Source organism: Denitratisoma sp. (genome assembly GCA_032027165.1).
In the GTDB taxonomy this organism is placed as follows: Bacteria; Pseudomonadota; Gammaproteobacteria; order Burkholderiales; family Rhodocyclaceae; genus Desulfobacillus.
In genome coordinates, this window is the sequence record JAVSMO010000001.1 from 132,100 (window position 1) to 153,981 (window position 21,882).

Genomic DNA, 21,882 nt, shown 5'->3' on the forward strand with positions numbered 1-21,882 from the left:
AACGGGGCGTGCCTACTTCGTCCGGGCGCTTTCGCGCTTGACGGTGATGCGGCCGTCGCCGACGCCGGTGGTGGTTTCGCGGGTGGCGCGGTTGATGGCTTCGCCGACCTTGAGGGAGGCGGGCTCTTCCTCGCCGGCTACGACGGTTGCGCGGCCGGGGTTGGTGCGGTCGACCTCGACGCGCACGCCGGTGGCCGGGTTCATGCTTTCCTGCGGTGCGCCGTTCACCCAGGTGATCGTCTTGCCGCCGCTGCGCTGGACGACGCCGGAGACGGACAGGGTGGCGCCTTCGATCAGCTGCTGCTGGGCTTCCTGGATGTTGAGCTGGCGCTGGCGTTCCAGCGCGGCGCGGCGCTCGGGCGTGAAGAAGAGGCGGCCGAGTTCTTCGGCTGCTGCGGGGACGGCCGGGAGCAGGAGGGCGGCGGCGAGCAGTGCGGCGGCTGGCGTTTTCGCGAACACGGAGCGGGTCATCAGATGGCCTTCCTCTCGCGGACGGTGATCCATTCGATGGTGCAGTCGGCGGCGAGCAGCGGCGGCAGGCCGCGGATTTCGCCGGTGGCTTTCGGCAGGCGCTCGACGTCGCAGCGGCGCACGCGGATGTAGGCCTGGGCCGCGGCGCGCAGGTCGCCCAGGAAATTGAGCAGGTCTTCCTCGTGCAGGAGCTTCATGCGCATCTGCATGGTGCTGGAGAGGAATTCGTAGCTGGCGCTCGCGCCGGGCAGGGTGGCGGCGTCGATGGTCTGCTGCGGGGTGATCTCGTACTGGATGTCGAACAGCTTGCGCTCGTTCTTGATGGTGCGGATCCGCTCGACCCAGTCGAGGCGGCGCTCCTCGCCGAAGATGCCGCGGGCGGAGAGCTCGTTGTAGCGGGCGATCTTTTTCTTGATCTCGAGTTCCTCGTCGCGGGCGCGTGCCAGCTTGCCCTGGCTGTCGAGGCGCTTGGCCTGCGCCGCGGCCTTGCTCTTCTTCTCCGCCTGGTTCAGCTGCATCGAGGCGTACACGATGGCGCCGCCGGCGGCGACCATCACGGCGGCGGCCGCGAGGCTCAGGCGGATGCGGCGGAAATCGTCCTTGGAGAAGGTGGCGGCCATGTCACAGCTTCCGGCTGAGGTGGATGACGAATTGCAACTTGGTGACGGCCTGCTCCGATTCGCTGGAGCTTTTCAGCGACTTGCCGGACTCGATGTCGAAGGGCATGCGCTGGATCGTCACCCGCAGGGCGGCGTTCTTGCGCAGGGCGTCGGCAAAGGCGTTGACGGTTTCGAGCTGGCCGCGCTGGTCCGCCGCCATCGAGGCCGGCAGCAGGCCGTGCACGACGGCAATTTCGTGCATGCCGGGGCCGCCGGCGGCGGCCGGGGCGGGCGCGGGCGCGGCCTTGGGCTGGTCGGAGAACTTGAGGGCCTCGTCGGGATTGCCGCTCAGCTGCCACTGGATGCGCTCGATGTCGACGCGCGGCGCCTCGGCCAGTGCGCGGCTGATCGCCAGGTAAAGGGATTCGGGGGGCGCGCTGCGTTTTTCGAGGTCCTCGAAGCGGTTGATCACGGCGCGCAGGTTTTCCGTGCTGGTGGGCATCGGCGGGAAGGTGGCCTGGATGGCCTGGTATTTTTGCAGATCGGCCTCGGCCTGATGCAGGAGGTCGTCCGCGGCGGAGCGGGATTCCATGACCCCGACCATCTCGCGGCCGGCGAAGAGCAGGCAGCCGAGCAGGGCGAGTGCGCCGCCCTTGACCAGCCAGGAGCGAATCTGCCAGAGCCGGTGGAAGCGGCGCTCCGGCTGCGGCGCGAACTGCTCGCGGGGCGGCTTCTGCGCCAGCAGGTGCAGGAACAGCGATTCGCTGCGGGAGTCCTGCGGCAGGGTTTTCAGGCCGACGGCCTTGCCGGCGGCGTGCAGGTCCTGGAAGGTGACCTGGATATCCTCGAGGCTCTTGCAGCGCTCCATGAAGGCGCCGGTCTGGGCCGGGTGCACCAGGGCGACGACGGGCAGGGTGGCGCCGCGCGGCAGGAGGCGCTGGCCGAGCAGGTATTGCTGGATCTTGGCGGCTTCCGCGGCGCAGCCGGCGGCGACCTCCGCGGCGCCGGTTGCCGCAAGCGGCGACAGGCGGCTGAAGAGAAGCCGGCCGTTCTCGAAGTAGCTTTGGCGGATGCCGCCGAGGGTGATCGAGACCAGCAGACAGCGTTCGCGGGCGGGCGGCAGCTTGGCAAGCAGGGTGTGGCCGAGCTGGGGCAGGGACCAGATGCCGGCGAGTTGCGCTTCGGCGGCGCGCAGGGCGGCCAGCCAGGGTTCGAAGAGCTGCGGGCGTGTCAGGGCGGTGAGCAGGAACTTCTCGTCGCGCCGGCCGCTCTTCTCGCGGCCGTAGGAGATGGCCGTCGACAGCGGCGAGCCATAGAAGTACTGGCCCAGCTTGCGCGTCAGCAGGGCGCTGCGGTCGGCGCCCTGCGTGTAGGGCAGGTCTTCGATCTGGAAGCCTTCGTCCGAGATGTCGGCCAGCATGTGGAAATTGCTGCCGCGGTGTTTCGCGAGGTATTCGGAGAAGGCGGCGACGCCGGCGTCGCTGTGCGGGAACTGGCCCTCCGCGTGCAGGGTGCCCTTTTGCCAGTGCAGCGCACTGAGGCGTTCGGCGTCCAGGTAGAGCAGGCGTTGCTGGGGCATCGGATCAGATCTTCAGCTTGGTGATGACGTCGTAGATGGGGCCGAGCACCGAGAGCATGACCCAGCCGAGGATGGCGCCGAGGATGAGGGTCATCGCCGGCTCGATCATGGCCTGGACCTTTTCGATGGATTCCTTGACGTCGCGGTTGTAGAAATAGGCGACGTTGAGCAGCGCGGTGTCGAGCGCGCCGGTGTTCTCGCCGACGCGCAGCATGCGGATGACCAGGGGCGGGAAGAGGCCGATGTTCTGGAAGGCGACGGTGACGTTCTGGCCTTCGCCGATCAGCTGGCCGGCGCGCTTGAGGCCGTCCTGGATGACGGTGTTGCCGACCACGTCTTCCGTGGCGCGGATCGAGTCGATGATGGCGATGCCCGAGGCGTACATCATGGCGAAGACGCTGGCGAAGCGCGACAGGATGATCTTGCGCAGGATCGGGCCGAGGATGGGCAGCGCCAGCTTGAACTCGTCGAAGCGGCGGCGGAAGGCCGGGTTGGTCTCGACGCCGACCTTGATGCCGACGGCGGCGAGGACGGGGGCGGCCAGGAAGAGGTACCAGTATTGCTTGACGATGGCGGAGGTCGCCAGCAGCACCTTGGTCTGCGTCGGCATGTCCTGCCCCATGTTCTTGATGAAGCCGGCCATCTGCGGCACCAGGTAGACCATCAGGAAGAAGGTTACGCCGAGCACGATGGTGCCGACGAAGGCCGGGTACATGAACAGCTTCTTGGTGTGGGAGGCCAGCTCGTCCTCCCACTTGAGCGACTCGTTGAGGCTTTTCAGCACGGCCGGCAGGTTGCCGGTGTTCTCGCCGGCGCGGATCAGGCTGCTGAAGACCTTGTCGAAGACCTTCGGGTGCTCGCTCATCGCCTGGGAGAACGTGCGGCCGCCCTCGATGGACTCGATCATGCTGGCGATCACCTCGCGGAAGCGCGGGTGGTAGATGCTGTCGCGCAGGTCGGTGAGGCCGTCGAGGATCGGCACGCCGGCGCGCGTGAGTTGCTCCATGTGGAAGCAGAAATTGATCAGCTCCGGCTTGGGGATCTTGCCGCCGCGGAACAGCCCGCCCTGGCGGACTTCGCTGCCGTTGATGAAGTCGAGCTCCATGCGCTTGAGGCGCATTTCGAGGTCGACCAGGTTGATGGCGTCGAGTTGGCCGTGCACGACGCGGCCGCCTTCATTCATCGCCTTGTAGGTGAACAGCGCCATCGGCCGGCTACATCCTTTCCGTCAGGTCGACCACGCGGCCGACTTCCTCCAGAGAGGTGGAGCCTTCGCGGACCCGCCGCAGGCCGTCTTCGGCCAGGCTGCGGAAGCCCTTGGCCAGCGCCGCCTGCTTGATCTCGCGCATGGTGGCCCGCCGCGCCACCAGTTCGTCGAGATCGGCATCCATGCGCAGCAGTTCCATGATGGCCTGGCGGCCGCGGTAGCCCTGGTATTCGCAGTGCTCGCAGCCGCTGGCGCGGTACAGCGTGGGCGGCGGCACGTCGGAGGCCAGGCCGAGCAGGCGCATCTCGTGCGATTCGGCTTTGTAGGGCTTCTTGCAGTGCGGGCAGAGCCGGCGCACCAGGCGCTGGGCGACGACGCCGATGATGTTGCCGGCCATGATGTCCGGCAGCACGCCGATGTCGAGCAGGCGCGGGATGGCGCCGATCGAGGAGTTGGTATGCAGGGTCGAGTACACCTGGTGGCCGGTCATGGCGGCGCGGAAGGCCATTTCGGCCGTGTCGGCGTCGCGGATCTCGCCGACGAGGATGACGTCCGGGTCCTGGCGCATCATCGAGCGGATGCCGTTGGCGAAATCCAGCTTGGCCGCTTCCGCCACCGAGGTCTGGCGGATCATCGACATCGGATATTCGACCGGATCCTCCAGGGTCATGATGTTGATGCCTTCCTCGTTGATGTGGTTGAGCACCGAGTAGAGCGTGGTGGTCTTGCCGCTGCCGGTAGGCCCCGTGACGAGGATGATGCCCTCGGGGCGGGCGATCATGAGCTTGAGCTGGTCGAGCTGGGCGTCGTCGAGGCCGACCTGGTCGAGCGGCACGATGCCCTTCTGGCGGTCGAGGATGCGCAGGACGACGTTTTCGCCGTGGATGGTCGGCTGGGCAGAGACGCGGAAGTCGACCAGGCGGCCGCTGATGTTGAGCGAGATGCGGCCGTCCTGCGGGGCGCGCGTCTCGGCGATGTTCATGTTGCTCATGACCTTGATGCGCACCGCCATGGCCGGCCAGTAGGACTTGTGCAGGGCGCGGATCTGTCGCAGCAGGCCGTCGATGCGGTAGCGGATGCGCAGGAAGTTCTGCTCCGGCTCGAAGTGCACGTCGGAGGCGTCGCGCTTGACGGCGTCGGTCAGGATGGCGTCGATCAGGCGCACCACCGGCTGGCTGTATTCGTCGCTGGTGGCGGCCAGGCTGCGCCAGTCGATTTCGCCGGTCTCGATCTCGTGCAGGATGCCGTCGATCGACAGCTCGTGCCCGTAGTACTGGTCGATGGCGCGGGCGATCTCGGATTCGCCGGCCAGCACCGTCTCGATCTGCATGTCGTCGTGCGCCAGCGAGCGCAGCTTGTCCAGCGCGACGATGTCGTTCACGTCGGCGATGGCCACCGTCATGCGGTGCTGGGTGCGGTCGTAGTCGAGCGGAAGCAGGCGGTGGCGCTTGGCGAGCTCCTGCGGCACCAGGCGCAGCGCCGCCGGGTCGACGATGGCATGGGAGAGATCGACGCTCTTCTTGCCGAGGCTCTCGCCGAGGGCGTCGCGCAGCGTCGCCTCGGTAATGAAACCCAGGCTGACCAGCAGCTTGCCGACCGGCTGGTTGGATTTCATCTGCTCCAGCAGCGCGATGCGCAGCTGGTCCTCGCTGATGACTCCCTGCGCGATCAGGATCTGGCCAAGCGGCCGTCGATGCGGTGAGGGCGAATTCATCTCCATGGCGCCGTTGGGGGCGCGGCGTTATTTTTGCAGTTCGCTGACGCGGCCGGCGACCAGGTTCCTGTCGAAGGCGGCAGGGCGTTGGGCAGCCGCAGCAAGCGCTCCCTGATAATACTGCAAGGCGAGCTTGGGTTGGCGCAATTGGTCGAGGCTGACGGCCAGGTTGAACTGGTAGTCGGGATTCTCGCTGTCGCCGGAATAGGCGCGGAAATAGGCCTGCTGCGCATCGTTCCAGCGGCCCTGCTGGGCATAGACGTTGCCCAGGGTGAAATTCAGGAAGGGAGATTCGGGCTGGCTGGCCAGCAGGGTCTTCAGCCGGCTCTCGGACTGGATCGGGTCGACCTGCCCGCGCAGGCCGATCAGCCCGGCCTGGGCCGCATTGTCCTTGGGATCGGCTTCCAGGATGCGCAGGTAGAGGTTCTCCGCCGCCTCGAAGCGGCCCTCGCGCAGGCTGAGGGCGGCGAGGCCGTGCAGGGCATCGGCGTTCTTCGGCTCGGTCTTCAGCACCTGCTGGTAGTCGCGCAGCGCCGTGGCGAAATCGCCCGCCTGGAAAGCCTGGTAGGCGCTGGCGACCTGGGGATGCACCTTCAGCCTGGCTGTGGTGATGCGGATGGGGCTCTCCGGTTCCGGGGCGGCAGCGGGCGCCGGCGCGGATTTCGCCGCCGCCGGCTTGTTCGCGGAAGTCAGTGCCGGCGGGACGGCGTCCGCCTCATCCGTTTCCTCGGGGGCGGCGGAGGGCGCGGGTGCAGCCGGCTGGGCCGTCGCCGGTGCAGGCGGCGCAATGGGGGCAGCGGCGATCGGCGCCGGCGCCGGGGGGGGGTGCGGTGCGGGCGGTGGCCGGCCCCGGACCGAGCCCGCTTTTGGGCTGCAACTGCCACCAGAAATAGCCGCCGATGCCGGCGGCGGCGAGCAGGGTGGCGCCCCCGACGACGAGGGGGAACATCCGGCGCGGCGCCGGCTGCTTGGCCTGGAATACATTCTGCGCGGCGGCGCGCTCGCGCTTCTGGGCTTCCCCGGCGGGCTGTCTCGGCGGCGGGGCGGCCGCGAGGGTCGGCTCCGCCTTTCCGGCGGGCGCGGCGTGGAATTCGTGATCGAGCAACTCCAGCCGGGAAGGCAGTTCGGGCAGGCCTTGCGGTTCCGCTTCTGCTGTCTCCGGCGTTTCCGCGGGCGGCTGCCCCTGCGGCTCGGCTTTCGCGGCCGCCTCGGACTGGCGCTTGGCCTCCTCGGCCTTCTTCAGCGCGTCCATCAACAGGCTCACTGCTTGTCGCCTCCGACGTTCCACTCCGGCACCGGCTGGAGGCGACCCTTGTCCTCGAAGAAATCGTCGCGCGGCAGGTTGCTGCGGAAGCTGCTGTAGTCGCCCTGGACGCTGGCGTCCCTGATTACGGTCGGTCGCAGGAAGACCACCAGTTCGGTCTTGGTGGTGGTGTCGTTGCGGTGCGTGAACAGGTTGCCGAGGATGGGAATCTTCGATACGCCAGGTACCGCATCATCGTCATTCTTCACTTGATCCTGCATCAGGCCGCCCAGCACGGCGATGTCGCCGTCGTTGATGCTCATCAGCGATTCCATTTCGCGCGTCTGGATCTCGGGCACCAGGTTAGGGATGTCAGCTGGGAGAGAAGGGTGAGGGTCGCGTTTGGTGCCGGTGATACGGGAGATGGTCGGCCGCACGTTGAGGAGTATGGAACTGTTCTCGCTGATCTGCGGCGTGACGCTCATCACCAAGCCGACGGCGACCGACTGGGGCGTGGTGGTGATGTTCGACAGCGTGCTGGTCTGGCCCTGGCTGGTGTCGGACTTGACCTGGAAATAGACGAAATTGTCGACCACCTTGAGGATGGCCGTCTGGTTGTTCAGCACCGAAAGTTTCGGGCTGGAGAGGACGCGGAGCGTGCCGAAATTCTCCAGAAGTTTGATGGCTGCGAACATGTCGGCGCGGCGGAAGGCAAGGCTGAACAATGTGCTGCCCACGGCGGAAGTTAAAGTGGGGGTATTGGTGAATATCTCGTATGCACCAGAAGTCGGATTGAATCTAAAGCTTCGCGTGGTGCCTTGGCCGATAGATGCGGTAGCGCCGCCCTGGCTGAAATGTTGCCAGTCGATGCCCTGCTGGTAGTTCTGGTTGAGACGAACCTCGACGATGGTAGCCTCGACTAGCACCTGGCGCCGGGCACTGGAGAGCACCTTGTCGAGGAATTCCTGGATCTTTTCATGCTGGCGCGAGGTGGCGCGCGCCATCAGGAAGCCGGTTTCGCGGTTGACCATCACCGAGGCGGCCTGCAGGGTTTCATACTCCTTCGTGGCCTGGGCCGATTGCTGGGAAGGCTGCGCTGCCGCGGGAGCAGCCCCCGGCCCGCCGGCCGCTGCGGCGGCCCCTGGCTGCTGGGCAGCGGCGGCAGCCGTTTGCTGCTCCTGCCCCTCCGCCACGCGGCGCTTGACGACGATCTCCTTGTCCGTCTCGCGCAGGATGTCCTTGACGTTCTGTTCCAAGGTTTCCCAGAAGCGGTTCTTGGCTTGGTTATCAACCTTCGTCGAGGAGACGTTGCCGCTGGTGCCGCCGGCCGCTGCACCGGCGCCCGTGCCGGCTGCGGTCGGGCTGATGCTGGCGATCTGGGTGTTGATGGCGACGTTGCCGGTGGTGTCGCGCGACATGTTGACGTAGTCGACCTTGTAGGTGCGCAGGAAGGGCGTGTCCGGCATCACCACCAGGTTGGGACCGTCCAGCTCGAAGCGCATGTCCACCTGCTTGGCGATGCGGTTGAGCAGTTGCGGCAGCGTCTGGTCGATGGCGTTCAGGGTTACGGTGCCGGCAATGCCGGGGTGGATGTCGACATTCAGCTTGGCGTCGCGGGCGAGGGCGAAGAGCAGTTCCTGAACCTTCACGTCCTTGACGACGACGCTGTAGGTTTCGGCTTTGGCGGCGGGTTTCGGTTTGGGCAGGGCAACCGATTGCTGTACCGGTTGCGGAATATTCGACTTGGCGGCCGGGGCGCTGTTTGCTCCGATATGGCCGCTCGAGGGCGGTTTCGTCTGCGGCGTGGCGCAGGCACCCAGCAATGTCGCCACAATCAGTGGGGCTATCGTTTTAAATGTCATGGCGAGCCACAGGGTTGCGCCTCCTTCGAGAGGACGGGTGATTTAGCATAGCACATTAGAATTGATTTGCAACTATCTGATTTACATGCCAATCAATAACCGAAAATGCTGCATTGTGTCAATTCCTCAAACGGCGGACCTGGCGCGGATAGGGACCATAGGTTTTAAGGGTTGCCGGCAGTCCGGCGATGGCCTTGCTGGCTGCATCGCGGGAGGGATATTCGCCGTAAATGACCCCCAGGCGCCGGGTGCCCTTGCTTTCGGCCGTATAGACCCGGACGGCGTCGGCATCGGCGGCCCTGGAGGCGCCGGCAATGAAGCGTTCCACCTGGCCTGCGCTGCCGGCATCGGTGCTGAGCAGTTGAATGAACCACTGCCGGTCGTTTGTCGCTTCCAGCCATTTCTTCGTTTTTTCAATGTGTTGCCGGGTGAGTGGGCCGAAGCCGGATTCCCTGGCCGGGGGAGCCGCCGGGTTTTGGTCGGGGGCGCTGCCGGTGGTTGCGGCGGCGGGTTCGGGCTTCGTCTCGGCGGCCGGCACAGGGGCGGTTGGGGCTGGCGCGCCTGCCGGTTCGGCGCTCGCCATTGGCGGGCTCGCCGACGCGGGACTTGCCTGGGGCGGCATGGGGGCTGCCTGGACGGGGGCGACAGGGGGCGCCGGGGCGGCGGGCCTTGCCTCCTGGGCGGGTTCGCCGAACTGATAATAGGCCAGCCCCCCGCCAACAAGCAGCAAGGCTGCCGCCGCGCCGCCCAGCCAGAGGCCGAGGCGGGGCATGACGGAGCCGCGGAACTCGGCGTCGCGGATGGCGGCCTTGACGTGGGCTGCGGTGATCTGGTGGGTGTTGCCGGCAAAGGCGGCGAGCAGCGCCTTGTCGCACAGGATGTTGATGCGGCGGGTGAGGCCGAGCGAGGCGCCGGCAATCAGCTTGAGGGCGGCCGGCGAGAACACGTCCGGCCCCCTGTAGCCGGCGGCGCGCATGCGGAAGTTGATGTACTGGGCGACGTCGGCGCGCACCAGCGGCTCGAGGGTGAAGTTGTGCGTGATGCGCTCCTTGAGCTGGCGCATCTCGGTGCGGCCGAGGACTTCGTTGAGCTCGGGCTGGCCGAAGAGGACGATCTGCAGCAGCTTGTGGCGGTTCGATTCGAGGTTGGAGAGCAGGCGGATCTCTTCCAGCGTTTCCGCCGGCATGGCATGCGCTTCGTCGATCAGCACCACGACCTGGCGGCCCTGCGCATAGAGGTCGATCAGGTGCTCCTGCAGGGCGCGCATGACGGCGCTGACGCGGTTGGTGGCGAGGTTGACCTGCAGTTCGTCGGCGAGGGTAAACAGGATCTCGTCGCGCGACAGGGACGGGTTGGCGAGGTGGATCGTCTCGACGTTTTCCGGCAGCCGCTCCATCAGCACCCGGCACAGCATGGTCTTGCCGCTGCCGACCTCGCCGCTCACCTTGACGATGCCCTCGTCGTGGGTGATGGCGTAGAGCAGTGCTTCCAGGGTGGCGCCGCGGTTGGCGCCCTCGAAGAAGAAATCCGTGTGCGGCGTGATGCGGAACGGCGCTTCTTTCAGGCCGAAATGTTCAAGGTACATGGTGCGGCGGTTTCTCCCCTCTTCTCAAGCCGTTTTCGACGCGGCGCCCAGTTCACGCTCCAGCACTTCCATGCGGTTATACAGCGTGGTGCGGTTGATGCCCAGCAATTTGGCGGCCTGGCTGACGTTGCCATGGGTCAGCTTGAGCGCCGCCTGGATGTAGCCCTGTTCCCAGCGCAGCAGGGTGTCGTCGAGGTTGAACTGTCCGCGCTGCTGCAGCTGGCGCAGCGCGATCTCGGACAGCTCATCGACCCCCTGCGGCGGCAGCCAGGCGGCAGGCAGACCCTCCGTGCCCGTATCCAGCTCGTCCTCGAGTTCGGCGAAGCCGACCGTCTGGCCGGGATACTTGGTGGCCAGGCGAATGACGATGTTGCGCAGCTCGCGCACATTGCCCGGAAAGCCGTAGGCCTGCCAGCGCGCCAGGGCCTCGTCGGAGAGATCGAAGGGCAGTTGCTGCGCCTGCCGGGCATAGAAGGCTCGGTAGTGGCGCAGCAGCATGACCTTGTCGTCGCCCATCTCGCGCAGCGGCGGCACGTTGATGGTGAACACCGACAGGCGATGATACAGGTCGGCACGGAAGCGGCCTTCCCGCACTTCCTTGCGCAGGTCGCGGTTGGTGGCGGCGATGACGCGGGCGCGGCTGATGCGCTGCTGGGTTTCGCCGACACGCTGGAACTCGCCGTTTTCGAGGACGCGCAGCAGCTTCGGCTGCAGCTCGAGCGGCAGTTCGCCGATCTCGTCGAGAAACAGCGTGCCGTCCTCGGCATCCTCGAAATAGCCCGCCTTGGCCTGGGCGGCGCCGGTGAAGGCGCCCTTGGCGTAGCCGAACAGGGTCGGCTCGACCAGGGTCGGCGAGATGGCGGCGCAGTTGAGGGCGAAATAGGGCTTGTCCCGCCGGGAAGTCAGGCGGTGCAGGCAGCAGTTGGCAACGATCTCCTTGCCGCTGCCGGACTCGCCCTCGATCAGCACCGGGAAGGGGGAGTCGCCGTACTGCCTGATCTGGGCGCGCAGCTTCTGCATGGGGACGCTGTTGCCGAGCAGGCCGCAGGGGTCTTCGTCCGCCACCGGCTGCGCGGCAAGCTCCGCCGACTGGTAGGCGTGGATGCGCAGGAGCGTTTGCCGAAGCAGCTCGGGATCGGTCGGCTTGGCAACGAATTCGAGCGCGCCGAGTGCGCGGGCATGGCGCGCATTGGCTTCATCGTTCTGGCCGGACAGCACGACGATCTTGATGCCCGGCGAGTGGGCGAGCAGGTCCGAGATGAGGGCAAAGCCTTCGTCGGGCCGGTGCGGTTGGGGCGGCAGGCCGAGGTCGACCAGGGCCAGTTCGGGCGCAACGCCCTGGCTGCGCAGCAAGGCAACGCAATCGGCGCGGGAGCCCGCGGTGCTGATCCGGAATTCCCGGCTGAGGAAGAACGCCAGGGTGTCGATGATGAGGGGGTCGTCATCGACGATCAGGAGGGAAGGCTTGCGGGATTCAGGGTTGGTCATGCCGGCGCTCGCCTGGTGCATCTGTCGTTTCGGGTAACTATATCAGAGCAGGCACGAGTAACCCAATGAAATCCATGCCGGAATGGCGGCAGGTCCGCGACGTGATGGATTTCACGGCTTGGTCGCGGATAGGCCGATATCATGGCCGCAAACGGCGGCTCTGATAGAATGCACGCCTTTGCAAAAACAGCGGATCCCACCTCTCGTGCCGAACGAGCCTCTCGTCAAAATCAGCGACCTGAATTTCACCTACGATCGGCGTCCGATCCTGACGGGCATCAACATGACGATCCCGCGCGGCAAGGTGGTGGCCATCATGGGGCAGAGCGGCTGCGGCAAGACGACCACGCTGCGTCTGATCGGCGGGCAGTTGAAGCCTTCGCAGGGCGAGGTGCGCTTCGACGGCCAGGCGATGCATGAGCTGGATACCGACGGCCTGTATGCCGTGCGCCGCCGCATGGGCATGCTGTTCCAGTTCGGCGCGCTGTTTACCGATATCTCCGTGTTCGACAACGTCGCCTTCCAGATGCGGGAGCACACCAACCTGCCGGAGAACATGATTCGCGACCTGGTGCTGCTGAAGCTCAATGCGGTCGGCTTGCGCGGGGCGCAGAACCTGATGCCGTCCGAGCTGTCCGGCGGCATGGCGCGCCGCGTTGCCCTGGCGCGGGCGATCGCGCTCGATCCCCTGCTGATGATGTACGACGAGCCCTTCACCGGCCTCGATCCCATCACGATGGGCATCATCGGGCAGCTGATCCGCAAGCTCAACGACGCCCTGGGCGGCAGCTCGATCATCGTTACCCACGACGTGCAGGAATCCCTGCAGATCGTCGATTACATCTATTTCATGGCCGACGGCAAGGTGGTGGCCGAGGGAACGCCGGATGAGATCCGCGCCTCGGACAAGGCTTATGTACACCAGTTCGTCTGGGGCGAGATGGACGGCCCGGTGCCGTTCCAGTATCCTTCGGCGCCCTATCGGGAACAGATTTACGGAGCGGCCCATGCTTGACAGTGCGATCTCCGCCCTGCGCGGCCTCGGCACCCGCGTCACCTCGCGCATCTGGCGCCTGGGCTTCGCCAGCCGTTTCTTGCTGGCGACGTTGCTTTATTCGGGCACCAGCTTCCGCCGTTTCTTCCTGACCATTCGGGAAATTTATTTCACCGGCGTGCTGTCGCTCATCATCATCCTGGTGTCCGGCCTGTTCGTCGGCATGGTGCTGGGCCTGCAGGGCTACGATACGCTGCAGCGTTACGGTTCTTCCGAGGCGCTGGGCATTCTGGTCGCCCTGTCGCTGGTGCGCGAGCTCGGGCCGGTGGTGTCGGCCCTGTTGTTCGCCAGCCGCGCCGGCTCGGCGATCACCGCCGAAATCGGCCTGATGAAGGCGACCGAGCAACTGTCGGCCATGGAAATGATGGCGGTGAACCCGATCGCCCGCGTTGTCGCGCCGCGCTTCTGGGCGGGCGTGATCTCCATGCCCCTGCTGGCGGCGCTGTTCTCCGCCATGGGCATCTTCGGCGGCTACCTGGTCGGCGTGCAGCTGATAGGCGTGGATGAGGGGTCCTTCTGGTCGCAGATGCAGGCGTCGGTCGATTTCCGCGAGGACATCGTCAATGGCGTCATCAAGAGCGTGGTGTTCGGCATCATCGTGTCCTGGATTGCCGTGTTCGAGGGCTATGATTCCGAACCGACTGCGGAAGGGGTGTCAGGTGCGACGACGCGCACCGTGGTGACCTCTTCCCTGGCTATTCTCGCCGCCGACTTTATACTGACGGCATTCATGTTCCGGGGTGCGTAAATGAACCGTATGACTTTAGACCTATGGGTTGGGGTATTTGTGGCCATCGGCCTGGGGGCACTGTTGTTTTTAGCACTAAAGGTGGGTAATCTGGCCTCCACGAGTACCGGGGAAACCTATGTACTCAAAGCGAATTTTGATAATATCGGAGGCCTGAAGGTTCGCGCGCCGGTGAAAAGCGCCGGTGTCGTGGTTGGGCGCGTCGGCGATATTCGCCTGGATGCGGAGCGCTTCGAGGCGGTGGTGACGATGAACATCAGCAGTCAGTTCAAGTTCCCCCGCGATACGTTTGCAAAGATTCGGACTTCAGGCCTGTTGGGCGAGCAGTACATCGGTCTGGCGGTCGGCGGGGACGAACAGGTGTTCAAGCCCGGCGATTCCGTCAAGAAAACGGAGTCGGCCATGGTTTTGGAGGACTTGGTGGGCCAGTTCCTTTTCGACAAGGCGGCTGAAGGAAAAGACAAAAGTGACGTTAAGTAAGCAGTAAGCGGCTACAAAACGGGTACAACTTAAAAAGAGGCATCTTGATGAAAACGGGAATTTCAAGGCAATTCAGCAAATTGGCTCTTGTGGTGGCTACGGCCGGTTTGCTGAGTGGGTGCGCCACGAGCGGGAATCCGAAGGATCCGATCGAGGGCTTCAACCGTGCCATGTTCGGGTTCAACGAGGGCCTCGACAAAGTCATCATCAAGCCCGTGGCGACCGGCTATGAGGCCGTGTTGCCGGACCCCATCCAGACCGGCGTGGCCAACTTCTTCTCGAACATCGCCGACCTGATGATCGGCGTGAACAATCTGTTGCAAGGCAAGCCGGCCCAGGCCGCCTCCGATGCCGGCCGCGTGCTGGTGAATACCACCATGGGCTTCCTCGGCATCATCGATGTCGCAAGTTCGATGGGCATGGAAAAGCATGAAGAGGATGTGGGCCAGACCTTCGGCCGCTGGGGCATGTCCGACGGCGCCTATGTCGTCCTGCCGTTCTTCGGACCGCGCACCGCCCGCGACACCATCGGCCTGGCTTTCGACGTCTATACCGATCCGGTCGCCCATGTCGACCACATTCCGACCCGGAATGTCCTCCTGACAACCCGCCTTATCAGCGATCGTGCCGAGTTCCTGAAGGCAGACAAGGTCATCGAGGAAGCTGCTCTGGATAAATACAGCTATGTTCGCGACGCTTACCTGCAGCGCCGCCGTAGCCTGATTCATGACGGCAATCCGCCGAAATTCGACCCCTACTCCGGATCTGGCGACGGCAAGTCCGCCGATGCGCAGGGCGAGGGTTCCGCCGCACAGGTTGCTGCACGTAACTGACCCAATCAGGTTTTTTTAGGTAGATCATGAGGCTATTCGCTTTGCTGCTGGCCAGTGCCGGCTTCTTTCTGTCGCCCGGTGTACAAGCCCAGGCCAAGGAATCTGCGCCCGATGCGCTGGTGAAATCCGTCACCGACGAGGTTCTCGATATCATCCGCAAGGACAAGGACATCAAGTCCGGCAATACCCAGCGGGCCATCGAACTGGTCGAACAGAAGGTCCTGCCGCACTTCAACTTTTCCCGCATGACCGCCCTGGCAGTGGGCAGGGACTGGCGGCAAGCCACGCCGGAACAGCAGAAGGCGCTGACCGAGGAGTTCCGCGACCTGCTGGTTCGCACCTATTCGAATGCACTCACAGCCTACAAGAACGAGACGGTCGACTACCGCCCATTCAAAATGAAGCCCGGCGAAACCGATGTCACGGTGCGCACGCAGATCCACCAGCCGGGCGCCCGCCAGCCGATCAAGCTGGATTACAGCCTCGAGAAGAACGGCAACGGCTGGAAGGTGTACGACGTGGTCGTCGCCGACGTCAGCCTCGTGACGAACTATCGTTCCAGCTTCGCTACCGAAATCCGCAACGGCGGCATCGATGGCCTGATCAAGACGCTGAAGGCCAAAAACAGCAGCCTGGAAGCCGCAAACAAGAAATGATTCGCGACGCCGGAGATCGCATCGAGGTTTCCGGCCCGCTCACGCTCGGCAAGGCGCGTGAGATGCTGGAGGCCGGCAGCGCCCTCATCAAGCGGCCCGAAACCGTTTTTGACCTCTCCCAAGTGAAGGAAGTGGACTCTTCAGGGCTGACAGTCGTGTTCGGTTGGGTGCGGGCCGCGAAGAGCCGGGGCATGGCTGCCCGCATCAGCAATCCCCCGCAGAACCTGCTCAGCTTGGCCGCACTCTACGGTGTGACCGAACTCCTTCCGCTGGCCTAGCCGGCGTCGTAGCGCATTCCCCGCATGAACCCCGCGATACGCATCGAAGGCGTAACCAAGCGCTTTGGCAGCGTCCAGGCACTGGCGGGCGTCGACCTGGAAATCCCCCAGGGCGAGTTCTTCGGCCTGCTCGGGCCGAACGGCGCCGGCAAAACGACCCTGATTTCCGCCTTGGCCGGTTTGGTTCGCCCGAATACCGGTCGGCTGGCTGTGATGGGGCATGACGTGGTTTCGGATTACCGGGCAGCCCGGCGGCAACTCGGGGTGGTGCCGCAGGAACTGGTGTTCGATCCTTTCTTCAGCGTGCGCGAGTCGCTGGAAATCCAGTCGGGCTACTTCGGCATTCGGGACAATGCGGCATGGATCGACGAGATCCTCGAAAACCTCGACCTGACGGAAAAGGCCGGCACCAACATGCGTCAGCTGTCCGGCGGCATGAAGCGCCGCGTGCTGGTGGCGCAGGCGCTGGTGCACCGGCCGCCGGTGATCGTGCTCGACGAGCCGACTGCCGGGGTCGACGTCGAGCTGCGCCAAGGATTGTGGAGCTTCGTGCGCCGCCTCAACCGCGACGGCCACACCATCGTGCTGACGACGCATTACCTTGAGGAGGCCGAAAGCCTGTGCGGGCGCATCGCCATGCTCAAGCAGGGGCGCATCGTTGCGCTCGACACGACGTCGAACCTGCTGCGGCGCTTTTCCGGGCATACGCTGCGCCTGCGCCTGGCGCCGGGGGTTGCATTGCCCCAAGCCTTGCTGCCCCGCTTGTCCGCGGAGTCGGGTGGCGAGCATGTGCTTGCCCTGGAGCGCTGCGAGGACCTCGAACCGGTGCTCGCCAGTCTGCGCGAGACGGGTTGCCGGATCGACGACATCGAGATCGGCAAGCCGGATCTGGAAGAAGTCTTTGTCCGCGTCATGCACAAGGATTGACATGGGCGGCTTCCGGACCCTGCTGTACAAGGAGGTGCTGCGCTTCTGGAAAGTCAGCTTCCAGACGGTGGCGGCGCCCATCCTCACTTCGCTGCTGTACCTGCTGATCTTCTCGCACGTGCTGGAGCAGCACGTGAAGGTGTATGAGAACGTTTCCTACACGGCTTTCCTGGTGCCCGGCCTGGTCATGATGTCGGTGCTGCAGAACGCCTTCGCCAACAGTTCGTCTTCGCTGATCCAGTCCAAGGTGACGGGCAACATCATCTTCGTCCTGCTGCCGCCGATCTCCTACCGCCAGTTCTTCGCCGCCTACGTGCTGGCAGCCGTCGTGCGCGGTTTCGTCGTCGGCCTCGGCGTGCTGCTGGGTACGCTGTGGTTCGTCGGGCTCTCCTGGCAGGCGCCGCTGTGGATCCTGGTGTTCGCCACGTTGGGCGGCGCCATCATGGGCGCGCTGGGGGTCATCGCCGGCATCTGGGCGGAGAAGTTCGACCAGCTGGCCGCCTTCCAGAACTTCATCATCATGCCGCTGACCTTTTTGTCGGGCGTGTTCTACTCGATCCACTCGCTGCCGCCGTTCTGGCAGCAGGTCTCGCATTTCAACCCGATCTTCTACATGATCGACGGTTTCCGTTACGGCTTCTTCGGCGTTTCCGACGTGTCGCCGCTGATGAGCCTGGGCGTCATCGCCGCCTGCTTTGTGGCGCTGACGGCTTTCACCTTGTGGCTGCTCAGGATAGGCTACAAGCTTCGCGCATAAGGAATACACATGGTCACACCCGCAGACATCCAGGGCTACATCGCGCAGGGACTGCCCTGCGAGCATCTCGCCGTCGACGGCGACGGCGCCCACTTCGAGGCGATTATCGTCAGCACCGTCTTCGAGGGCCTGTCCCGCATCCAGCGCCAGCAGGCGGTCTACAAGGCGCTGGGTGGGCGCATGGAGAGCGGCGAGATCCATGCCCTCTCGATGCGTACCCTGACGCCGGAGGAATGGCGGCAGCAGAATGGATAAGTTGCTGATCGAAGGCGGTGTGCCGCTTTCCGGGGAAGTGAGCATCTCCGGCGCCAAGAACGCCGCCCTGCCGCTGCTGTGCGCCGCGCTGCTGACGGACAAGCCGCTGCATCTGTCCAACGTGCCGCACCTGAACGACGTGTCGACCATGCTGCGCCTGCTGGTGCAGATGGGCGTCGAGGTCACCCTGGACGAGAAGAACGGTATCGTCCTCCATGCCGGAGGCCTGAACAGGCCGGAGGCGCCCTACGACATGGTGAAGACCATGCGCGCCTCGATCCTGACGCTGGGGCCGCTGCTGGCACGCGCCGGCCGGGCACGCGTGTCGCTGCCCGGCGGATGCGCCATCGGGGCGCGGCCGGTGGACATCCACATCCGCGGCCTGCAGGCGATGGGCGCGGAAGTGGTTGTCGAGCACGGCTACATCCTGGCGAAAGCGAATCGCCTTCGTGGGGCCAGGATCTTCTGCGATCTGGTCACCGTCACCGGCACCGAGAACCTGATGATGGCGGCGGCGCTGGCCGACGGCGTGACGGTTATCGAGAACGCTGCGCGCGAGCCGGAAGTGACGGACCTTGCCAATTGCCTGAACGCCATGGGGGCCAAGGTGCGCGGCGCCGGCGGCGACGTCATCACCATCGAGGGCGTCGAGCGGCTGTCCGGCGCCCAGCACCGCATCATGCCCGACCGCATCGAGACCGGCACCTTCCTCGTCGCCGCCGCCTTGACCGGCGGCCGCGTGCGCCTGAACGGCACCCATTGCGGCATCCTCGATGCGGTGGTCGAGAAGCTGCGCGAGGCCGGCGCGAAGGTCGACTGCCACCGGGACTCCATCGAGATTTCCGCCGAGGGCCCGCTCAACGCGGTGAGCCTGCGAACCGCGCCCTATCCAGCTTTCCCGACCGACATGCAGGCCCAGTTCATGGCCATGAACTGCGTCGCACGCGGCGCGGGGGTGGTCACCGAGACGATCTTCGAGAACCGCTTCATGCATGCCCAGGAGTTGCGCCGGCTCGGCGCCGACATCGAGATCAGCGGCAACACCGCGGTGGTGAAAGGGGTGCCGCAGCTGGACGGCGCCACCGTCATGGCCACAGACCTGCGCGCCTCGGCCTGCCTGGTCGTCGCCGGCCTGGTGGCGCGCGGGGAGACCCTGATCGACCGCATCTACCACCTCGACCGCGGCTACGAGCACATCGAGGAGAAGCTGATGCAGCTCGGGGCGCGGATACGGCGCGTGCATTGAACTTTCGCCGTGCCGCAGGGACTGACTTTTGTCTGCGGTAAAATCATCGTTTTAGTGACTGGAACCACGCCGTGACCGGCATCACCATTGCCCTCTCCAAGGGCCGCATCTTCGAGGAAACCCTGCCGCTGCTGGCGGCGGCCGGCATCGTGCCGGCCGACGATCCGGAAACCTCGCGCAAGCTGATCCTCGGCACCAACCGCGCCGACGTGCGACTGGTCATTGTGCGCGCCTCCGACACGCCGACCTACGTCCAGTACGGCGCGGCCGATCTGGGCATCGCCGGCAAGGACGTGCTGATCGAGCACGGCGGTGCCGGCCTCTACCAGCCGCTCGACCTGAAGATCGCCCGCTGCCGCATGGCCGTGGCGGTACCCAACGGCTTCGACTACGCCGCCGCCGTGCGGCGCGGCGCCCGCCTGCGCGTGGCGACCAAGTACATCCGGACGGCGCGCGAGCACTTCGCCGCCAAGGGCGTGCATGTCGACCTCATCAAGCTCTACGGCTCGATGGAGCTGGCACCGCTGGTGGGGCTCGCTGACGCCATCGTCGACCTCGTCTCCAGCGGCAACACCCTGAAGGCCAACAACCTGGTGGCGGTGGAGGACATCATGCCGATTTCCTCGCGCCTGATCGTCAACCAGGCGGCGCTGAAGATGAAGCGCGAGCTGCTGCAGCCGGTGATCGACGCGTTCGCGGGAGCCGTCCGTGATTAAGCGCCTGACCACCCGCGACCCCGATTTCACCCAGCAACTCGCCGCGCTACTGGCTTTCGAGAACGCCCAGGACGAGAGCATCGAGCGGGCGGTGGCGGAAATCCTCACGGCGGTGCGCACGGTGGGCGACGCCGCGGTGCTGGAGTACACGCGCCGCTTCGACCATCTGCAGGCGAAGGCGATGGTCGAGCTGGAGCTGCCCAAGCGCGAGCTGGAGGCGGCGCTGTTCAACCTGCCGGCTGAACAGCGCGAGGCGCTCGAGCAGGCGGCCACGCGCATCGCCCTCTACCACCAGAAGCAGCTGGCCGCCTCCTGGGAATACACCGAGACCGACGGCACGCGCCTCGGCCAGAAGGTGACGCCGCTCGACCGCGTCGGGCTCTATGTGCCGGGCGGCAAGGCCGCCTATCCCAGCTCGGTGCTGATGAACGCCATCCCGGCCAAGGTGGCCGGCGTCGGCGAGCTGATCATGGTCGTGCCGACGCCGCGCGGCGAGAAGAACGCCCTGGTGCTGGCTGCCGCCGCGCTGGCCGGCGTCGACCGCGTGTTCACCCTCGGCGGCGCGCAGGCGGTGGGCGCGCTGGCCTACGGCACGCAAACGATTCCGCAGGTGGACAAGATCGTCGGCCCCGGCAACGCCTACGTCGCCGCCGCCAAGCGGCGCGTCTTCGGCGTGGTCGGCATCGACATGGTGGCCGGTCCCTCGGAGGTGCTGGTCATCGCCGACGGCTCGACCGACCCGGACTGGGTGGCGATGGACCTCTTCGCCCAGGCTGAGCACGACGAACTGGCGCAGTCGATCCTGCTCTGTCCCGACCCCCGCTTCATCGATGCGGTGGCGAAAAGCATCGAACGGCTGCTGCCCGAGATGCCGCGCAAGGACGTGATTGCCGCCTCCCTTGGCGGCCGCGGCGCCCTCATCCACGTGCGCGACCTGGAGGAGGCCTGCACCATCGCCAACCGGATTTCCCCGGAGCACCTGGAGCTCTCGGTGGCCGATCCGAATGCGTTGGTGGACAGGATCCGCCACGCCGGCGCCATCTTCGTCGGCCGCTACACATCGGAATCGCTCGGCGACTACTGCGCCGGGCCCAACCACGTGCTGCCGACCTCGCGCAGCGCGCGTTTCTCCTCGCCGCTCGGCGTGTACGACTTCCAGAAGCGCACCTCGATCATCGAGGTCTCCGCCGAAGGCGCCGACAAGCTCGGCCGCATCGCCTCCACGCTCGCCCACGGCGAGGGCCTGCAGGCCCACGCGCGGGCGGCGGAACTGCGCCTGAAGAAAGACTGATCCCTCTCCCCGCGGACCAAGGGCGAGTCTGTTGCCTCATGCGCGGCCGCCCTGCGGGTGCCCTTGCGCCGTCGCGCCCGCCGGCCGGGCCTGCAAACTCGCTGCGCTCGGACAGCAGGCCCGGACAGCTCCGGCGAGCACGCAGCCGCGGCGGCGGCCACGAAATCGGCGTCAGCCTCACCCTTGGCCCGCTCCTCCGTAACTATGTTTGGCAGACATAAATGTCAGCCGCAATGATATGACGACGGCAATAGCGTTAAGGAAATAACGTCTTGAGGATTTCCGTATAACAGTGGAATAATCTGCGTGAGGAAATGGACCCTGATTGTCCGATTTAATATGAAGGCAAACAGACCGATATGACCTTCTATACCTCTTTATACGGAAGGATTGGTTACCTAACAATGACATTGATGTGCGTGGTTGTTGGGGCGCTGTTATTGTTCCCATTGCTTACAGAAGGTGTTGTTGCGCTTGTTAATTCATTTTCATCACGCCCGTTCTTTGCTTTTGTTGCTTGGGCGACTCTGCTACTGGTGATGGTTTGGACTTTTGTGTATTCCTTGACCTTATTCATTCGCCCTGGCTGGCGTGTGATTTGCGATCGGGAGGGTATCCAACATCGTGGCCTCTTCAGGGTGATGCGGTTTAAGTGGGCTGAAATTGAATCCTTCCGTTTGAACTATGCAGGCAGCTCCCCCTTGGTATTTTTACAGCTGCGGGTGGCAAAACAAAACAAGAAATCCAAGCGCTATGGTCTGGATGTCTCAGGCATATCACCAAATTACGATAAGCTTTACTCTGTAGTATTTCAGATGGCTCAAAAAGCTAAGGCAAAAGCCCCAACGGGCCTCGTCAGTTTTGATGACCTGGATTTGTAGCGATTCGTTATG

The 21,882-nt window shown here is 65.0% G+C and carries 23 protein-coding genes; 13 read left to right on the forward strand and 10 right to left on the reverse strand.

The features are described 5' to 3' along the window. Nucleotides 1-12 precede the first annotated feature (12 nt). From ROZ00_00690 to ROZ00_00735, 10 genes are all read right to left on the reverse strand, one after another. On the reverse strand, nucleotides 13-471 hold the full coding sequence (locus ROZ00_00690) for a hypothetical protein (GenBank protein MDT3734724.1): 459 nt from the start codon (nucleotides 469-471) through the stop codon (nucleotides 13-15). Continuing rightward, nucleotides 471-1,091: a hypothetical protein gene (locus tag ROZ00_00695; GenBank protein ID MDT3734725.1), complete on the reverse strand. Its 621-nt coding sequence runs from the start codon at nucleotides 1,089-1,091 to the stop codon at nucleotides 471-473. Before ROZ00_00695 ends, ROZ00_00690 begins: the two co-directional genes overlap by 1 nt. 1 nt (nucleotide 1,092) lies before the next feature. After that, a complete protein-coding gene (locus ROZ00_00700) occupies nucleotides 1,093-2,649 on the reverse strand; it encodes a hypothetical protein (GenBank protein MDT3734726.1) in 1,557 nt (518 codons plus the stop codon). A 4-nt stretch (nucleotides 2,650-2,653) separates the two neighbouring features. Further along, on the reverse strand, nucleotides 2,654-3,856 hold the full coding sequence (locus tag ROZ00_00705; protein MDT3734727.1) for a type II secretion system F family protein: 1,203 nt from the start codon (nucleotides 3,854-3,856) through the stop codon (nucleotides 2,654-2,656). Between the two features lie 7 nt (nucleotides 3,857-3,863). Beyond that, a complete protein-coding gene (locus tag ROZ00_00710) occupies nucleotides 3,864-5,570 on the reverse strand; it encodes an ATPase, T2SS/T4P/T4SS family (protein ID MDT3734728.1) in 1,707 nt (568 codons plus the stop codon). Between the two features lie 27 nt (nucleotides 5,571-5,597). Further along, entirely contained in the window at nucleotides 5,598-6,161 is a 564-nt protein-coding gene (locus tag ROZ00_00715; GenBank protein ID MDT3734729.1) for a tetratricopeptide repeat protein, read from the reverse strand. A 124-nt stretch (nucleotides 6,162-6,285) separates the two neighbouring features. Further along, nucleotides 6,286-6,834, reverse strand: coding sequence for a hypothetical protein (locus ROZ00_00720; GenBank protein ID MDT3734730.1), 549 nt, complete (start codon nucleotides 6,832-6,834; stop codon nucleotides 6,286-6,288). Beyond that, entirely contained in the window at nucleotides 6,831-8,645 is a 1,815-nt protein-coding gene (gene mshL, locus ROZ00_00725) for a pilus (MSHA type) biogenesis protein MshL (protein ID MDT3734731.1), read from the reverse strand. Before mshL ends, ROZ00_00720 begins: the two co-directional genes overlap by 4 nt. Nucleotides 8,646-8,793: 148 nt before the next feature. Then, on the reverse strand, nucleotides 8,794-10,260 hold the full coding sequence (locus ROZ00_00730) for an AAA family ATPase (protein ID MDT3734732.1): 1,467 nt from the start codon (nucleotides 10,258-10,260) through the stop codon (nucleotides 8,794-8,796). A 24-nt stretch (nucleotides 10,261-10,284) separates the two neighbouring features. After that, on the reverse strand, nucleotides 10,285-11,748 hold the full coding sequence (locus ROZ00_00735; GenBank protein ID MDT3734733.1) for a sigma-54 dependent transcriptional regulator: 1,464 nt from the start codon (nucleotides 11,746-11,748) through the stop codon (nucleotides 10,285-10,287). 205 nt (nucleotides 11,749-11,953) lie between these two features. On the opposite strand from ROZ00_00735, the gene ROZ00_00740 reads away from it, so the two are divergent. From ROZ00_00740 to ROZ00_00800, 13 genes are all read left to right on the forward strand, one after another. Further along, on the forward strand, nucleotides 11,954-12,763 hold the full coding sequence (locus ROZ00_00740) for an ABC transporter ATP-binding protein (protein MDT3734734.1): 810 nt from the start codon (nucleotides 11,954-11,956) through the stop codon (nucleotides 12,761-12,763). Beyond that, nucleotides 12,756-13,550, forward strand: coding sequence for a lipid asymmetry maintenance ABC transporter permease subunit MlaE (gene mlaE, locus ROZ00_00745; GenBank protein MDT3734735.1), 795 nt, complete (start codon nucleotides 12,756-12,758; stop codon nucleotides 13,548-13,550). The genes ROZ00_00740 and mlaE overlap by 8 nt, the downstream gene beginning before the upstream one ends. Continuing rightward, entirely contained in the window at nucleotides 13,551-14,030 is a 480-nt protein-coding gene (gene mlaD, locus ROZ00_00750) for an outer membrane lipid asymmetry maintenance protein MlaD (protein MDT3734736.1), read from the forward strand. 47 nt (nucleotides 14,031-14,077) lie between these two features. Next, nucleotides 14,078-14,863, forward strand: a complete 786-nt coding sequence (locus ROZ00_00755) for a VacJ family lipoprotein (protein ID MDT3734737.1) — start codon at nucleotides 14,078-14,080, stop codon at nucleotides 14,861-14,863. Between the two features lie 26 nt (nucleotides 14,864-14,889). Further along, a complete protein-coding gene (locus ROZ00_00760) occupies nucleotides 14,890-15,519 on the forward strand; it encodes an ABC transporter substrate-binding protein (GenBank protein MDT3734738.1) in 630 nt (209 codons plus the stop codon). After that, nucleotides 15,516-15,797, forward strand: coding sequence for an STAS domain-containing protein (locus tag ROZ00_00765; GenBank protein MDT3734739.1), 282 nt, complete (start codon nucleotides 15,516-15,518; stop codon nucleotides 15,795-15,797). The genes ROZ00_00760 and ROZ00_00765 overlap by 4 nt, the downstream gene beginning before the upstream one ends. A 24-nt stretch (nucleotides 15,798-15,821) precedes the next feature. Continuing rightward, on the forward strand, nucleotides 15,822-16,724 hold the full coding sequence (locus ROZ00_00770; GenBank protein ID MDT3734740.1) for an ABC transporter ATP-binding protein: 903 nt from the start codon (nucleotides 15,822-15,824) through the stop codon (nucleotides 16,722-16,724). 1 nt (nucleotide 16,725) lies between these two features. After that, complete coding sequence (locus ROZ00_00775; protein MDT3734741.1) at nucleotides 16,726-17,481, forward strand: ABC transporter permease; 756 nt, start codon at nucleotides 16,726-16,728, stop codon at nucleotides 17,479-17,481. 9 nt (nucleotides 17,482-17,490) lie between these two features. Then, nucleotides 17,491-17,736 (forward strand): BolA family protein, encoded by a 246-nt coding sequence (locus ROZ00_00780; GenBank protein ID MDT3734742.1) that lies wholly within the window; start codon nucleotides 17,491-17,493, stop codon nucleotides 17,734-17,736. Then, entirely contained in the window at nucleotides 17,729-18,982 is a 1,254-nt protein-coding gene (murA, locus tag ROZ00_00785) for a UDP-N-acetylglucosamine 1-carboxyvinyltransferase (GenBank protein MDT3734743.1), read from the forward strand. Before ROZ00_00780 ends, murA begins: the two co-directional genes overlap by 8 nt. A 71-nt stretch (nucleotides 18,983-19,053) precedes the next feature. Beyond that, nucleotides 19,054-19,698 (forward strand): ATP phosphoribosyltransferase, encoded by a 645-nt coding sequence (hisG, locus tag ROZ00_00790; GenBank protein ID MDT3734744.1) that lies wholly within the window; start codon nucleotides 19,054-19,056, stop codon nucleotides 19,696-19,698. Then, nucleotides 19,691-20,989, forward strand: coding sequence for a histidinol dehydrogenase (gene hisD / locus ROZ00_00795; protein ID MDT3734745.1), 1,299 nt, complete (start codon nucleotides 19,691-19,693; stop codon nucleotides 20,987-20,989). The genes hisG and hisD overlap by 8 nt, the downstream gene beginning before the upstream one ends. Before the next feature lie 359 nt (nucleotides 20,990-21,348). Continuing rightward, complete coding sequence (locus ROZ00_00800; GenBank protein MDT3734746.1) at nucleotides 21,349-21,870, forward strand: PH domain-containing protein; 522 nt, start codon at nucleotides 21,349-21,351, stop codon at nucleotides 21,868-21,870. Nucleotides 21,871-21,882: the final 12 nt, after the last annotated feature.